Genomic DNA, 14,958 nt, shown 5'->3' with positions numbered 1-14,958 from the left:
AAGCCTTTTTTTAGTTTTATATATATACACTTTGTTTTCTTTCAAATTTCTTTGTTAAGGATGATACATACCTTTCTACTTCAATACCTGTCCGATCTCTCAATAAATGACGATTAATAATATATTCATTGTTAAAATCTTTTAAAATTCCCCATTGAAATCCAAGCTGAATGCATCTTTTTTGACAAATTCTTAGCAATTCTTCATCTGTTATTCTGATATTCATATTTAGGTAATCATCCCTATTTTTCATCCTTATAAGTACATGGTTCATTTGCTTTAATAGGTCTTCTGTATCTATTTTTAATGTTGTTAAAAAAACAATATTCTTTTTTACATTTATTATGGCTTTGTCCATCATTTTGATACCGCCAACTATATTTTTTCTTCGATAGTGATAGAGAGAAACAGCTAATTGAATTAATCCGACCCAAACAGAATCTCGATCTCTATTATCATACTGCTTCCAATGATCTTCTAGAAGTTCGTGACATTCAAAAAAATCTCTATCTCCATGAAAATGAACTAAATATTGGATATAGGCTTCAGGAAATGTCATTTATTTACTCCTTTCGAATATACTTATGTAAGTGTAACACAAAAACTATGAATATTTTATTCTATCATAAACTATAATTGTTGTTTCCATAGTTTCCAAATGATGTTTAAACAAAAAACACGTTCAGTCTATTATTCTGGACGTGTTTTATTGCATCAAAAAATATTTATTTATGTCATCAGTAGCAAATATAAGCACTACCAACTATAATTAATAAAATAAATAATACTACTATCAACGCGAATCCGCTGCCGTAACCAAATCCATCTGCCATGGGTAAAACCTCCTGATTATTTAGTTTAGTCGTTTTATTCTATGTATTTCTGGGTAAGTTGTATAGGCCAAAGCCTATTTTTTTCAATGTCATCAATGTATTGAATAAATTTATATTGGACTAAGGGAAATAATCCACTATACTTATATTGCGGATTAGTTTGTATTTATATTATTTTGTTTTGATTATTATTAGCTTTTAGTATTTGAAATTGGTGATGATTTTGGAATATAATGTAAAGATTGACGCATTTGAAGGACCTTTGGATCTTCTTTTGCATTTAATTAATCGATTGGAAATTGATATTTACGATATACCTATGGCCGAAATTTCGGAGCAATATTTAATTTATATTCATGCAATGAAAGTTTTAGAGTTAGATATAGCGAGTGAATATTTAGTTATGGCAGCCACTTTGCTTGCGATTAAAAGTAAAATGCTGCTTCCTAAGCAAGAGGAAGAATGGGAAGAGGACTTTGAATATGAAGAAGATCCAAGGGATGATTTAGTAGAAAAGCTAATCGAGTATCGAAAATATAAAGAAGCCGCCGGGGAATTAAAACAAATGGAACAAGACCGGGGACAGATGTTTACTAAGCCCCCAAGTGATTTATCGGAATATATGAAGGATATTCAATCGGATCATTTACAAGGTGATATAACAATTTACGATATGATTGGCGCTTTAAATAAACTATTGCGAAGAAAAAAATTACAAAAGCCTTTATCGACTAAAATAACTAGACAAGAGATATCGATTGAAAGTCGGATGGAAGAAATTTTAAATACATTGACCGTTGAGTCAGGGAAACGAAATTTTCTTTCATTGTTTCCTGTTCTAGAAAAAAAACATATCGTTGTCACATTTCTTGCGGTGTTAGAATTAATGAAACGAAATGAAGTATATGTAGAACAAGAAGGGAATTTTGAAGAAATTTTTGTAGCAAGGAAGGGAGCTAGTATGATTGGAAATAATTAATTGGAAAGGAATTTTAGAAAGCTTACTATTTGCTGCAGGAGATGAAGGACTTTCATTAAAACAAATTATGGCTGTTTTGGAGCTTGAAGAATTTCAAGCTGTTGAATTAGTTGAAATAATGAAACAGGAATATGATGAAAACAAAGAACGTGGGATTGCAATAGTAGAACTTGCTGGGACATATCAACTAGCTACAAAAAAAGATAACGCCCTATATTTAAAAAGATTGGTTGAATCTCCTGGAATGAGCACTCTTTCTCAAGCGGCATTGGAGACTTTAGCTATTATTTCTTATAAGCAGCCATTAACTAGATTGGAAATTGAAGAAATACGTGGTGTAAAAACAGAACGTCCGTTACAAACTCTTACAGCAAAAGGTTTAATTAAAGAAGTTGGCCGAGCAGGTGGTGCTGGCAGAGCAATACTTTATGGTACGACAAAGGAGTTTTTGGATTATTTCGGTTTAAAAGATATCAAAGAATTACCTCCGCTACCTGAGTCAACTGAAGATAATTATGAACAAGATGACGCTGATTTGTTTTTTGAAAAGTTTCAAGAAACAATCGAAAATAAATAAAAGGAAAGGCTATTTGCATAATGCAAATAGCCTTTTTACTTTTTAGAAATCGGCATATTCGCCGATTTCTTCTATTCCAACCACTGTCCTCTAATTTCTGAAAATCTTGGTAGCGTTTTTCTTATCATATCTGTACTTGTCCTGCATAAACTTGTACAAAGAAAATGTTCCAGGTAGTAATGAATAAGCACAAAGAGAAGAGGAGCAAATACATGAAACAGATACTTCAATCCGTGATGATTTTTGTCTTGATATTTGCGATTTTTCCAGGGAAGTCCTTTGCGGCTACACCTTTTGTAAGTGCAGCTAGCGCGATATTAATGGATCAGGACAGTGGAAGAATCTTATTTGAGAAAAATGCAAATGATGTTCGAAAAATAGCATCAATTACAAAAATAATGACAGCGATTCTTGCAATTGAATCAGGCAAATTGAAAGATGAGGTAAAAATTAGTGAAACAGCTGTGAGGACAGAAGGTTCATCCATTTATTTGAAGCCAGGAGATCATATAAATCTTAAGGATTTAGTATATGGGCTTATGCTCAGATCTGGAAATGATGCGGCAAATGCAATCGCAGAACATGTAGGAGGAAGTATTGAAGGGTTTGTGTTTTTAATGAATCAAAAAGCAAAAGAAATTGGAATGGTCAATAGCCATTTTGCAAACCCGAGTGGTTTGGATAATAGTGAGAATCATTTCTCAACTGCTTATGACATGGCATTATTAACACGTTATGCAATGCAAAATAAAATTTATAGAGAAATATCTGGAACGAAATCTTACAAAGGGTGGGGAAATAAGAATCGATTGTTAACAGAAAAATATAAATATTGCACAGGTGGAAAAACAGGATTTACAAAACGGGCTAAACGGACATTAGTTACAACAGCAACTAAAGATCATCAAAACCTAATTGCTGTTACTTTAAATGGACCTGATGATTGGAATGATCATATTAGTATGTTTGAATATGGATTTAAAAATTATGATACAACCATCGTCTTAGATAAAGGTATGATCAAAGCGATTAAAAATAAGTACTTAAAAGATCATGTCTTTATAGAAAATCAAGTATTGTATTCATTAACCAAAAATGAATTAGGATCAATTGAGGTAGAATATAAACTATTAAAAGCACAAAAAGATTGGAAAGACAAGGGTAATATACCTGAAATTGTAGGGAAAGCAGTAGTTTATATGAATAAAGAACCAATTAGAACAGTTCCTATTTTTTATAAATATGTGTACGAAGAAAAAAAGAAAGAATGGTTCGGTTTTTTTATTCAATTATTAACGATCCATATGGGTGTGAAAACAGATGGTTAATTATATATGGATTTGCATGACGTTAATAGGTTTAGTGTTCGCGGCAATTAACGGAAAAATGAAAGATGTGAATGAAGCTATTTTTCAATCCTCGAATGAAGCTGTTACACTTTGTATAGGTTTAATTAGTATCTTAGTATTTTGGCTAGGAATAATGAGAATAGCTCAAGATTCAGGGTTATTGGATAAATTTTCTAAGCTTTTCCGGCCAATAATTAAAAAGCTATTTCCAGAGGTTCCCGAAAATCATCCGGCTATGGGCTACATATTATCGAATATAATTGCTAATATGTTCGGTCTAGGAAATGCTGCTACCCCGCTTGGAATAAAAGCGATGGAGCAATTAAAGGAATTAAATGGCGGAAAGCCGCATGCAAGTCGATCGATGATTACATTTTTGGCTTTAAATACATCGGGTTTGACACTTATTCCTACGACTGTCATTGCAATACGCATGAATTATCATTCTGCTTCTCCTACAGAAATAGTTGGTCCCACATTAATTGCTACTACTGTTGCAACAATTGCTGCGATTATCATTGACCGCTACTATTACTATAAAAGATCCCGGAATGGGGTGAAATGATATGCACATAATATCCATTATTTCTGTATGGATTATTCCGATCCTTATTGCTTATATACTGATATATAGTGCGTGGAAAAAGGTCCCAGCCTATGAAAGCTTTGTGGATGGCGGGAAGGAAGGTATAAAAATAGCGGTTTCAATTATCCCATTTCTTATTGGTATGTTGGTTGCAATTACAGTCTTTCGAACCTCCGGGGCATTAGATTTTTTTGTACAATTGATCCGCCCTGTGTTAGATTGGCTTGGGGTGCCTTCTGAAGTAGTTCCTCTCGCATTAATCCGTCCGATATCAGGTAATGCAGCATTAGGGATTATGAGCGATATTCTAAAGGTTCATGGACCTGATACCTTTATCGGAAGGTTAGCCTCGACTATTCAAGGAAGCACAGATACAACATTATATGTATTAACTGTATATTTTGGAGCAGTTGGAATAAAGAAAATGGGGGATGCGTTGAAAGTGGGTCTTTTAGCTGATTTAGTAGGGATAAGTGCAGCAATTATTATCATAACTTGGATGTTTGGTTAATCAACCAGCATCCAATTTTTTTTCTACTCACTTAGAATCTTTGCTTTTTTTGATTGATATGTAATAATTCATAATGGACAAGCTTGAAAAAAAATAATGAGGTGAAGAATAGATGGAACGTCTTCAAAAGGTAATAGCACATGCAGGGATTGCTTCCCGTAGAAAGGCAGAAGAATTAATTTTAGAGGGAAAAGTAAAAGTAAACGGAAAGATCGTAACGGAATTAGGTACAAAAGTTTCTGCTAATGATAAGGTGGAAGTAAATGAAATTCCTATTGAGAGAGAAGAAAAGCTTTATTTATTAATGTATAAACCTAGAGGAGTCATTTCTGCTGTAAAAGATGATAAAAACCGCAAAGTAGTTACTGATTTTCTGCCAGAAATCAAAGAAAGGGTATATCCTATAGGCCGATTAGACTACGAAACTTCCGGTTTACTTTTATTAACCAATGATGGTGATTTTGCTAATTTACTTATGCACCCCCGTTATGAAATTAATAAAACCTATGTCGCTAAAGTGAAAGGAGTCCCAACTAAACAGTCATTAAAACAATTAGAAAAAGGAATAAAATTAGAGGATGGGATGACTGCTCCAGCAAAAGCAAAATTGTTATCGCTTGATAAGAAAACACAAAAATCGATCATTGAATTAACTATTCATGAGGGAAAGAATCGACAAGTTCGTCGTATGCTAGAAGCGATTGGACATCCTGTTCAAAAACTAAAGCGTGAGCGTTATGCATTCTTGAATTTACATGGACTGAATGCAGGTGAAATTAGAGAGCTTTCTCCACACGAAGTAAAACAGCTTAGAGCATTGGCTGAAACAGGTACAGGTCAACAATAAAGTTTCACATAACCTTCATATTATGCTAATAACGATATTTTGAGGAAATGATATAATGAAGGTCGTAAATGTGACGGATTTTCGATTGGAGGTTGTTAAATGTCTCAAAAGAAAAAACAAAGGTTAATTATTAGAACCGTCATACTAATCATTTTAATTGCAGCAGTTGGATATACATTATACGCTAGTTTAACAAAAGATAGTCGAGGGAAAATTGCAGTAGGCGATCATGCACCAAATTTTGTTTTACAAGACATGAACGGACATAAATATCGATTATCTGATTTCAAGGGGAAAGGGGTATTTTTAAACTTCTGGGGGACATGGTGCGAACCTTGCAAAGCGGAAATGCCTTACATGGTTGACTTATATAAAGAGTATAAAAAACAAGGAGTAGAAATTATCGCAGTGAATGTGGGGGAATCTAACTTCTTGGTAAATAAATTTATTAAAAATTATAGTCTAAATTTTCCTGTTCTAGTAGATAAAAGCAGAGATGTTCAAAATGCATATGGAATTAACCCGATTCCGACATCCTTTTTCATTAGCCCCGATGGAAAAGTGAAACATATCGTAATAAAAAGCATGACAAGAGATGATATACAAAACTTAATGGAGAGTATCAAACCATAAGGAGTTTTTAGTATGAAGGAAATAAAATGTGAGTGTGGTCATGTTAATCCTATTGGTACGATTCTATGTGAATCATGTGGAAGAGCACTTACAGAAGAAGCGAAACAAGAGAAACTTCATGACATGCGCTATGAAGGTAGTGCACGTCGTTCACAAACGTATAATAAGACAATTATTGATAAAGTATGGAACTTTTTTTCTTCAGTTAAAGTTGGGGTATGGCTTATCGTTATTACTTTAATCGCAAGTGCTATTGGTACCATACTGCCGCAACAGGATTACATAAATTCATTAACACCAGAAAAATATTATAAAGATGAATATGGATGGTTTGGAGAACTTTGGTACAAATTAGGATTTCAAGATTTATATAGTTCTTGGTGGTATTTATTATTGGTTGCAAGTATCGGAGTTTCATTGGTCATTTGTAGTCTTGATCGTTTTATTCCGCTGCATAGAGCATTAAAAAATCAAAAAGTAACAAGACATGAAGGCTTTTTAAAACGTCAGCGGCTTTATGTTAGAACAGATAACGTATTGTCTGAAAATGCCTTTGATTCCATTAAACAAAAATTAGTGAAAAAAAGATATAAAATTCGTGAAGAGGATGGAAACATCCTTGCCGAAAAGGGCCGCTTTTCAAGATGGGGTCCTTACGTAAATCATATTGGACTAATTATCTTTCTTATTGGTGGAATGTTAAGATTTGTTCCTGGAATGTATGTAGATGAATTAATGTGGGTTCGTGAAGGTGAGAAAAAAGTCATTCCCGGTACAAATGAAAAATTTTTTCTGGAAAATAAAAAATTTATTTTGGAAACTTATGATAAAGAGAAGGACAAAAAGACTTTTGATCAAGCACTTAGCCGGGTTGGGTCGGTAGCCAAAAACTTTCAAACGAATGTCGTATTGTACGAACGTATGGACGGTGGAATTGCAGGGGAAGCAGATAAGCTAAAAAAAGTGAAAGATTTTTCAATCAAGGTAAATACCCCGCTTAAGGCTGGCCATTTTGCATTATATCAAATGGACTATAAGCTTGATGAATTAAAGGCGATGTCCTTTGAATTGCAAAAAAAATCAAATGGAGAATCCTTTGGGGATCTTACAATTGATTTATTTGATCCGCAAAATGTTTATAATTTAAAAAATGGGTATAAAGTAGAATTAATGGGTTATTACCCTGATTTTTCGGGATTTGCTAAAAACGGAGAGCCACAGACAAGCTCTTCTGTACCGAATAATCCAGCTTTCTTATTTAGAATGTTCTCTCCTGAGCATCCAAAAGGGGAAGTTAGTTTTGTAGCAATTAAACAAAATGTTGAGCCTCTCGGTGAAAATGACTATAAGATAGCATTTAAATCTATTGATACAAGAAACGTTTCAGCATTACAAGTTCATAAAGATTTAACACTTTGGATACTTGCTGTTGGAGGCGCTATCTTTATGATCGGTGTTATTCAAGGCATGTATTGGAATCATCGAAGAATATGGATTCGAAGGGAAAATGGAGAAGTTAAGGTTGCTGCCCATACGAACAAAAATTGGTACGGAATTAAAAATGAAATAAAATTAATTCTCGAGGGTACAAACATTCCTGAACCAGTTGATCAACATGAAAAGAAAAAAGAGATTTAAGGAGGGGCAAATTTGTCTGACTTAGTTAAATTAAGCAGTAACTTACTTTATGCTGCATTTATTCTTTATTTATTAGGCACTTTCTTTTTCGGAGGGGCGATTCGTCAAAAGAAAATTCATGGAAACGATGAAAAGCCTAATCGGTGGGGGAAAATTGCGATCTCTATTGCAATAATTGGATTTATTTCACAAGTTGGATACTTTGTTCTGCGTTGGATTGCTTCTCGGCATGCGCCAGTAAGCAATATGTTTGAGTTTGTTACTTTCTTTGGTATGATGCTTGTAGGAGCATTTATCATAATTTACTTTATTTATAAAACACCAGTATTAGGATTATTTGCCTTACCTATTGCATTATTAGTTATTGCATTTGCAAGTATGTTCCCTGGTGAACTTAACCCGCTAGTTCCTTCACTAAAAAGTCATTGGTTATATATTCATGTAACAACGGTCGCTGCTGGTGAAGGAATTTTAGCAATTAGTTTCGCGGCAGGTTTAATCTATTTAGTTAAATCAATTGATCAATCCAAACGTAGTACTCGTACTTTTTTGCTTGAAGTTGTTATGTTTGCATTAATATCTGTGTTAGGTTTTGTAATAAGTACATCGATTTTTTCAGTGATGGATTATAAAGCATCTTTTAATTGGGTTGATAAAAATGGTGTTGAGAAGGTTAATGAAAATGGAATGGTTTACCATATGCCGGCCTTAGTAGGGCCACATGAAGGTGAGTTACAAACACCCGATCGTTTCAAACCATTGATTACTGTTCCAGCTATTATAAATGCATTGAAATTAAATACGGTGATATGGTCTTTTATTTCGGGTATAATTCTCTATCTACTAATCAGATTAATCGGTCGAAAACGGATTGGTGCGATGTTACAACCAATTACTAAAAATTTAAAATTAGATTTTGTAGATGAAATAAGTTATCGGTCTGTAATTATTGGATTCCCAGTATTTACACTTGGTGGCTTAATATTTGCTATGATTTGGGCACAAATTGCTTGGAGTCGTCCTTGGGGATGGGATCCAAAAGAGGTATGGGCACTTGTAACTTGGTTATTTTATGCCGCCTTTCTCCATTTACGACTTTCCAAAGGATGGCATGGTGAGAAATCAGCTTGGTTAGCAGTCGTCGGATTTGCTATTATTATGTTCAACTTAGTTGCTGTTAACCTGGTTATTGCTGGTTTACATTCCTATGCATCAAATTGATTTTTCGATTGAATAAAAAACAAATAAAGCCTTCACAGCTGTGAAGGCTTTTTCAAAAAGATTCATAATATTGGGGGGGATATCGATGGAATATGAAGCAAAGATTTTAGTTGTAGATGATGAGGATCGTATTAGAAGATTATTAAAAATGTATCTTGAAAGAGAAAATTATTTCATTGAAGAAGCTGGTGACGGTGATACGGCACTTAAGATGGCTTTAGAAAGTGATTATGACTGCATTCTTCTTGATTTAATGATGCCAGGTAAGAGTGGAATTGAGGTATGTAAAGAGTTAAGGGAAAAAAAAGCAACACCTATTATTATGTTGACAGCTAAAGGTGAAGAAGCAAATCGAGTAGAAGGCTTTGAGGTAGGAACAGATGATTATATTGTAAAACCATTTAGTCCGAGAGAAGTTGTATTACGTGTGAAAGCCTTGTTACGCAGGTCCTCAACTACCAGCTTCTTGAATACTGATACGAAAGCAAAGGACATGATTGTTTATAATCATTTAACAATTGATAATGATGCACATCGTGTAAGTGCTGATGGCAAAGAAGTGAATTTAACACCAAAAGAATATGAATTATTATACTTTTTAGCAAAGTCACCGGATAAAGTATTTGATCGGGAACATTTATTGAAAGAAGTTTGGCACTATGAATTTTTCGGAGATTTACGTACAGTAGATACCCATGTAAAAAGATTACGTGAAAAATTAAATCGTGTTTCTGAGCAAGCAGCAAAAATGATTGTAACCGTTTGGGGAGTTGGATATAAATTTGAGGTTTCTTCAGAATGAGATTATGGAGAAGTGTAGTAGGAAAACTCTGGTTAACTATTTTAGTACTTGTCTCATTCGTTTTATTCATTTTAACGATTCTTCTACTAGAGTTTTTTGAGAAATACCATGTTACGCAGATTGAACAAGAACTATCCAATACTGCTCACAAAGTGGCAAATATCGTTGAGTCTCATTCTGGTGATGACATCGGTAAGGAATTGGCATTGGAATTTGTTGATCAATCGACTAAGGTAATGATCGCTTACAGCAAGGATAATGTGTTCTATTCACCTAACATTCATGAAACTGATAAAATACCACCAAAAACAATTATTGAAGATCCAGAGTTTTCGGGTGTTTTTAATAAAGATCAAACGAAAATAAAAGAGTTTTCTACTCCAGATAAAAAATCCAAAAACAGATATGATAATGTTATCGTTGCCTCTGCACCGTTACATGTTAGGCAAGGCGAAAATGGTGCTATATTTATCTATCAATCATTAGAAATGTTAAAAGAGACAACAAACCAAACAACAAAATTAATTTTGTTGGCAGCTGGGATTGCGATAATATTAACGACAGGTTTTGCTTTCTTTTTATCTACAAGAATTGCCGCACCATTAAGGAAAATGCGTGAAGCTGCATTTGAGATTACCAAGGGGAAGTTTGATAAAAAAGTTCCAATCCTTACACATGATGAAATAGGTGAACTGGCAACAGCATTTAATCATATGGGAAAACAATTAAAATTTAATATGAATGCATTAAAGCAAGAAAAGGAGCAGCTTACTAGCATTTTAAGTAGTATGGCTGACGGAGTAATAACAATTAATCGTGATGGAACAATATTAATTACTAATCCACCTGCTGAAAGATTCCTTCAACAATGGTTTTATGATCAAGGAGAAAATGATACATTTCTCCCTCTTGAAGAATTACTTTTGCAAAAAGTTCTTGAAACTGAGATGGAACAAACAGGTGAACTAACAATACAAGGCCATACCTATGTAATAATCGTAAGTCCACTTTATAATCAAGATAGTGTACGTGGTGCAGTAGCTGTTATTCGTGATATGACTGAAGAACGAAGATTAGATAAACTGCGAGTGGATTTCATTGCAAATGTTTCTCATGAATTAAGGACTCCGATTGCTATGCTGCAAGGGTACAGCGAAGCGATTATTGATGATATTGCTACCACAGAGGATGAAAAAAAGGACTTTGCCAAAATCATCTATGATGAAACATTGCGTATCGGGAGATTAGTAAATGAATTATTAGATCTTGCGAGAATGGAAGCTGGCCATATTACTCTAGTAATAGATGATGTTCCGATTCATCCGTTTATTGAAAGGGTAACAAATAAGTTTTACGGTCTGGCGAAAGAAAGCAATGTACATTTGAACTGTGAAATAAATTCTTCTAGTGATACTATTTTTATTGACGCGGATAGGATTGAGCAGGTGTTAACAAATTTAATTGATAATGCTATAAGACACACTTCAAATAACGGGTACGTAAAAGTCAAGTTAGAAGAAAATGAAAATGGATATCACATACATGTAGAAGACAATGGATCAGGAATTCCAGAAGAAGACCTTCCGTTTGTTTTTGAACGCTTTTATAAAGCAGATAAGGCAAGGACTAGAGGTAAATCTGGAACGGGATTAGGTTTGGCTATTGCAAAAAACATTGTTGAAGCTCATAATGGGAAAATTTCAGTTAAAAGCAAAGTTGGACAAGGGACGACATTTTCCTTCTTTTTACCTAAAGAATTCGATAAATCGTGATGAATGTTGGCGAGAAATCTTGTTTCATGAGAAACAATGAGTGTAATCTAGATATATTCACTTCTTAATTATATAGAAATAAGTTTAATAACCCTTTTAAAAAAAGCGCTAATATTAATAGCGCTTTTTTTATGTCAAGCTAAAGCACATTCCCCTTGTGGTCAAATAAACTTTTATCAAAGAAGTAAAAAGGCGCACTTCCTTGTGAAAAACCATATTAATTCGAGGCTGACCAAGCAGCTTCCACATTTGTCCTTATTTTGGTAATATAAAAACATAAAAAGAAATTGCAATAAAAATGTAACCTATATCGATTTTTTACGACTAAATATATAACGGAGGAGGGGGATGAATGGACTCCGTTTTCAATGAATTACATCAAAAGTATCATAGAGATTTATTTCAGTTTTTATTTTATATGGTTAAGAATCGAGAACAAGCTGAGGATTTAGTCCAGGAGGTTTATATAAGAGTTTTTAAATCCTATCAAAATTTTAAAGGGAAAAGCTCCGAGAAAACTTGGCTATTTTCAATTGCAAGAAATGTGGCGATTGACCATTTTCGAAAGCAGAAGAATTGGAAAGCGAAGCTCATAGAAGCATTTGACTGGAATCGCCGTCTATTAAAGGATCAAACAGCAATACCTGAAGAAATAGTATTACAAAATGAGGATGTTCGCATTTTGTATGAATGCTTGGATGCTTGTACACAGGATCAAAAAATGGTCATTATTATGCGTTATTTAAATGGTTTATCTATTCAAGAAACAGCTGAGGTACTTGGCTGGACAGAAAGTAAGGTAAAGACTACCCAGCATCGTTCAATAAACATTTTGCGAAAATTAATGGAGGAAAGAAGTCAGGAAGGAGGAGTGCAGCGTTATGGCTAAATATGAAAATGAAGAACGCCACTTAGAGGATCTACTAACTAATATGCCAAAAATGATTGATCATCGTAGTCCTGAAGAAATTTATAATAATATCATAAGCAATCAAAATAGAAATCTAAGGAAGAAACGGGCTTTCCTAATTCCTAGTGTTATTGTAGCTGCGGCAGCTATCCTGATCATTTTAATATCATCATCCTTTTTTGTGCAGCCTAATAATAATCAAGTAGCTACTGCAGACAAAAGTAATGTTAAAAAGGATAGTGCCGAAAAGAAAACTGATCCATTGTATGAGAAGAGTGAGAATCTTCCTTTTTTGGAAAATCAGAATACTGCTGCTGATAAAGTTGACAAAGGCAAGCCAAGTTCTCTTCCTAAGGAATCCACAGAAATGTCCGCTGTTTATGAGAAGGATATGAATGAAAATGATATATTCAATTACGGAGTCTTTACAAAAGATGCTATTGTTGTACCTATTAGTGTCATCGTTCCTAAATCCAATTCAGAGTGGCTGACCAAATATTTAGATACATTAAAAAAGCTGCCATTCAAAAAATGGGGATTCTCCAGTGATCCAATTTTCACGGGTGAATTGGAGTATCATCAATCAGATAAAAAACTTCACATTATTATAAATCTAAAAGATTGGAGTAAAGTTCCTGAATATGTAGAACAGAATTTAAATAATATTTTGAACTATAGCTTTGCTTACCAGGATGATGTATCTGAAGTGGATTTTTCAGATGAGCACGGGAACCAAGTAGAATTGAATAACACTGGGCTTTTAGAAACTACTATAAAAATAAATAAAATACTTAAAAAGGGGTATTTCATTTATGAAAACACAAATGGAAAAAACTTGCTCATACCATCAGATGAAAAATATGATTCATTAGGAAAAGCTTTAAAAAATATGAAAATAGCACCGAATGACTATTATCGACCCCTTATTCCTAAAAATATCATAACAACTGTAAAGGAAGAAAGCCGGGAACATGTAATCATCCAATTTAAAGATCGATTAAATCTAAGCAATAATAATGTTTTGGATTATAAAACTATGTTAGATGGAATTCTGCTGACAGCGAAAAATTTTGGATATAAGTTTGTATCTTTTAAAAACATTTCACCTTTAAAGTGGGAAGAATACGATTTTTCTAGTCAAATATCAGTACCTATTTCTCCGAACGGTTATTCATTTAATGAATGAAAATTTCAATTTGTAAGCAATTAGTTTATTTAGACTAATTGCTTATTTTTTTGCATAAAAAATTCCATTCAGCATAAACTAAGCTTTGCTCTACCAAACTTGGATTTGACAATTTGTTCTAAAAACATACAGGCTGTCATATAAGTGAAAGCAAGAGTCATTACCCGAGGAGGATAAATATGTTTGACTATTTGAAAAGAATATTAATAGTGGCTATTTTGGCGCTTTTTGTAAGTATTATTATATTAGGCGGTAGAGCTCAAGCGACAGATTTAAATATACATGATAAGACGATGGAGTGGTACTTCCCAGCTGAAGGTGAAATATCCGATGTTTTTGATTCAAGGGGAGGAGTACATAAAGGAATTGATATTGCAGGAAAATTTAAATCATCTATATTTGCAGTAGATGATGGAGAAATAGTTCGTTCATATTACTCGGAATCTTATGGGAATGTTGTTTTTATTCATCATTCAAACGGATTTGAAACAGTTTATGCTCATTTAAGTAAAAGAATTGTCAAGGATGGACAAAAGGTAAAAAAAGGTGACCAAATAGGGTTAATGGGTAATACGGGTCACTCAACCGGAAATCATCTCCATTTTGAAATTCATAAGGGTGAATGGACAATTGAGAAAGAAAATGCAATTGATCCGTTTCTTGTTTACGGAAAAGGAGAAATTGGTCAATTGGTCTTTGCCTTAAACCATGATCCATATGGAGTTGTGGATGTGACTAGTGAAATGAATGAAAATACACATACTAATAATGTTTCTGCTAATCCAGTAGCGGATGATATTATTATTACTACACATTCATTTACTGATATTTCTAAAGCGAATCTTTTTGAAAATAGTATAAGTAACAATTTAAAATCCAAAGCAGATAAAGTGGTAAAAGATGAAAGCGTATATGTAGTAAAAACTGGAGATACATTAAGTAAAATTTCGAGAATATATAATGTTTCGATAAATCAATTACTGAGCTGGAATCACATCATTAATAAAGACTTAATTCTTCCGAAACAGAAAATCATTATTAAACATATTTAAAAGAAAAAATTTTACCTGTGATGACAAGCATCTTGAATTCGAAATGTTTTTCTTCACAAAAT

At 33.5% G+C, this 14,958-nt stretch carries 16 protein-coding genes; 14 read left to right on the top strand and 2 right to left on the bottom strand.

Annotation, left to right across the window (positions count from 1 at the left end; genetic code table 11):
- Positions 1-16 precede the first annotated feature (16 nt).
- Together ACQKP0_RS07445 and ACQKP0_RS07440 are read right to left on the bottom strand one after the other, a co-directional pair.
- Positions 17-559, bottom strand: a complete 543-nt coding sequence (locus tag ACQKP0_RS07445; protein ID WP_427405191.1) for a DUF309 domain-containing protein — start codon at positions 557-559, stop codon at positions 17-19.
- Positions 560-737: 178 nt separating this feature from the next.
- Positions 738-833: a YjcZ family sporulation protein gene (locus ACQKP0_RS07440; protein ID WP_427405190.1), complete on the bottom strand. Its 96-nt coding sequence runs from the start codon at positions 831-833 to the stop codon at positions 738-740.
- 223 nt (positions 834-1,056) lie between these two features.
- Here ACQKP0_RS07440 and ACQKP0_RS07435 point away from each other — a divergent pair, with 223 nt between their 5' ends.
- The 14 genes from ACQKP0_RS07435 (at position 1,057) to ACQKP0_RS07370 (ending at position 14,896) form a co-directional block, all read left to right on the top strand.
- On the top strand, positions 1,057-1,812 hold the full coding sequence (locus tag ACQKP0_RS07435) for a segregation/condensation protein A (protein WP_427405189.1): 756 nt from the start codon (positions 1,057-1,059) through the stop codon (positions 1,810-1,812).
- Complete coding sequence (gene scpB, locus ACQKP0_RS07430) at positions 1,799-2,389, top strand: SMC-Scp complex subunit ScpB (RefSeq protein WP_427405188.1); 591 nt, start codon at positions 1,799-1,801, stop codon at positions 2,387-2,389. Before ACQKP0_RS07435 ends, scpB begins: the two co-directional genes overlap by 14 nt.
- Before the next feature lie 212 nt (positions 2,390-2,601).
- A complete protein-coding gene (locus tag ACQKP0_RS07425; protein WP_427405187.1) occupies positions 2,602-3,717 on the top strand; it encodes a D-alanyl-D-alanine carboxypeptidase family protein in 1,116 nt (371 codons plus the stop codon).
- Positions 3,710-4,303 carry a nucleoside recognition domain-containing protein gene (locus tag ACQKP0_RS07420; RefSeq protein WP_427405186.1) on the top strand — a complete coding sequence of 198 codons (594 nt, stop codon included), beginning with the start codon at positions 3,710-3,712 and terminating at the stop codon, positions 4,301-4,303. The genes ACQKP0_RS07425 and ACQKP0_RS07420 overlap by 8 nt, the downstream gene beginning before the upstream one ends.
- 1 nt (position 4,304) lies before the next feature.
- The gene (locus tag ACQKP0_RS07415) at positions 4,305-4,835 is read left to right on the top strand and encodes a spore maturation protein (protein ID WP_427405185.1); all 531 of its coding nucleotides are present in this window, start codon (positions 4,305-4,307) and stop codon (positions 4,833-4,835) included.
- Between the two features lie 112 nt (positions 4,836-4,947).
- Entirely contained in the window at positions 4,948-5,682 is a 735-nt protein-coding gene (rluB, locus tag ACQKP0_RS07410; RefSeq protein ID WP_427405184.1) for a 23S rRNA pseudouridine(2605) synthase RluB, read from the top strand.
- Between the two features lie 99 nt (positions 5,683-5,781).
- Positions 5,782-6,315 carry a thiol-disulfide oxidoreductase ResA gene (gene resA, locus ACQKP0_RS07405; RefSeq protein ID WP_427405183.1) on the top strand — a complete coding sequence of 178 codons (534 nt, stop codon included), beginning with the start codon at positions 5,782-5,784 and terminating at the stop codon, positions 6,313-6,315.
- Between the two features lie 12 nt (positions 6,316-6,327).
- Positions 6,328-7,953, top strand: coding sequence for a cytochrome c biogenesis protein ResB (resB, locus tag ACQKP0_RS07400; RefSeq protein WP_427405182.1), 1,626 nt, complete (start codon positions 6,328-6,330; stop codon positions 7,951-7,953).
- Positions 7,954-7,965: 12 nt separating this feature from the next.
- Positions 7,966-9,174 carry a c-type cytochrome biogenesis protein CcsB gene (ccsB, locus tag ACQKP0_RS07395; RefSeq protein WP_427405181.1) on the top strand — a complete coding sequence of 403 codons (1,209 nt, stop codon included), beginning with the start codon at positions 7,966-7,968 and terminating at the stop codon, positions 9,172-9,174.
- An 85-nt stretch (positions 9,175-9,259) separates the two neighbouring features.
- Positions 9,260-9,976, top strand: coding sequence for a response regulator (locus ACQKP0_RS07390; RefSeq protein WP_427405180.1), 717 nt, complete (start codon positions 9,260-9,262; stop codon positions 9,974-9,976).
- Complete coding sequence (locus ACQKP0_RS07385; RefSeq protein WP_427405179.1) at positions 9,973-11,748, top strand: ATP-binding protein; 1,776 nt, start codon at positions 9,973-9,975, stop codon at positions 11,746-11,748. The genes ACQKP0_RS07390 and ACQKP0_RS07385 overlap by 4 nt, the downstream gene beginning before the upstream one ends.
- 352 nt (positions 11,749-12,100) lie before the next feature.
- Positions 12,101-12,637, top strand: a complete 537-nt coding sequence (gene sigX, locus ACQKP0_RS07380) for an RNA polymerase sigma factor SigX (protein WP_427405178.1) — start codon at positions 12,101-12,103, stop codon at positions 12,635-12,637.
- Positions 12,630-13,844, top strand: a complete 1,215-nt coding sequence (locus ACQKP0_RS07375; protein WP_427405177.1) for a hypothetical protein — start codon at positions 12,630-12,632, stop codon at positions 13,842-13,844. Before sigX ends, ACQKP0_RS07375 begins: the two co-directional genes overlap by 8 nt.
- 179 nt (positions 13,845-14,023) lie before the next feature.
- Positions 14,024-14,896 (top strand): peptidoglycan DD-metalloendopeptidase family protein, encoded by an 873-nt coding sequence (locus ACQKP0_RS07370; RefSeq protein WP_427405176.1) that lies wholly within the window; start codon positions 14,024-14,026, stop codon positions 14,894-14,896.
- Positions 14,897-14,958 lie beyond the last annotated feature (62 nt).

The organism is Heyndrickxia sp. NPDC080065, from assembly GCF_050281185.1.
GTDB lineage: Bacteria > Bacillota > Bacilli > Bacillales > Bacillaceae_C > Heyndrickxia.
Note: the sequence above shows the minus strand (reverse complement) of the source record. Positions and strands in the feature narration are given on the sequence as shown.

Bases quoted from the DNA above. Each gene is read 5' to 3' on its own strand.
- ACQKP0_RS07425 (WP_427405187.1), top strand. From the start codon at position 2,602: ATGAAACAGATACTTCAATCCGTGATGATTTTTGTCTTGATATTTGCG.
- sigX (WP_427405178.1), top strand. From the start codon at position 12,101: ATGGACTCCGTTTTCAATGAATTACATCAAAAGTATCATAGAGATTTA.
- ACQKP0_RS07440 (WP_427405190.1), bottom strand. From the start codon at position 833: ATGGCAGATGGATTTGGTTACGGCAGCGGATTCGCGTTGATAGTAGTA.
- ACQKP0_RS07415 (WP_427405185.1), top strand. From the start codon at position 4,305: ATGCACATAATATCCATTATTTCTGTATGGATTATTCCGATCCTTATT.
- ACQKP0_RS07370 (WP_427405176.1), top strand. From the start codon at position 14,024: ATGTTTGACTATTTGAAAAGAATATTAATAGTGGCTATTTTGGCGCTT.
- ACQKP0_RS07390 (WP_427405180.1), top strand. From the start codon at position 9,260: ATGGAATATGAAGCAAAGATTTTAGTTGTAGATGATGAGGATCGTATT.
- resA (WP_427405183.1), top strand. From the start codon at position 5,782: ATGTCTCAAAAGAAAAAACAAAGGTTAATTATTAGAACCGTCATACTA.
- ACQKP0_RS07420 (WP_427405186.1), top strand. From the start codon at position 3,710: ATGGTTAATTATATATGGATTTGCATGACGTTAATAGGTTTAGTGTTC.
- ACQKP0_RS07445 (WP_427405191.1), bottom strand. From the start codon at position 559: ATGACATTTCCTGAAGCCTATATCCAATATTTAGTTCATTTTCATGGA.
- ACQKP0_RS07375 (WP_427405177.1), top strand. From the start codon at position 12,630: ATGGCTAAATATGAAAATGAAGAACGCCACTTAGAGGATCTACTAACT.
- rluB (WP_427405184.1), top strand. From the start codon at position 4,948: ATGGAACGTCTTCAAAAGGTAATAGCACATGCAGGGATTGCTTCCCGT.
- resB (WP_427405182.1), top strand. From the start codon at position 6,328: ATGAAGGAAATAAAATGTGAGTGTGGTCATGTTAATCCTATTGGTACG.
- ACQKP0_RS07385 (WP_427405179.1), top strand. From the start codon at position 9,973: ATGAGATTATGGAGAAGTGTAGTAGGAAAACTCTGGTTAACTATTTTA.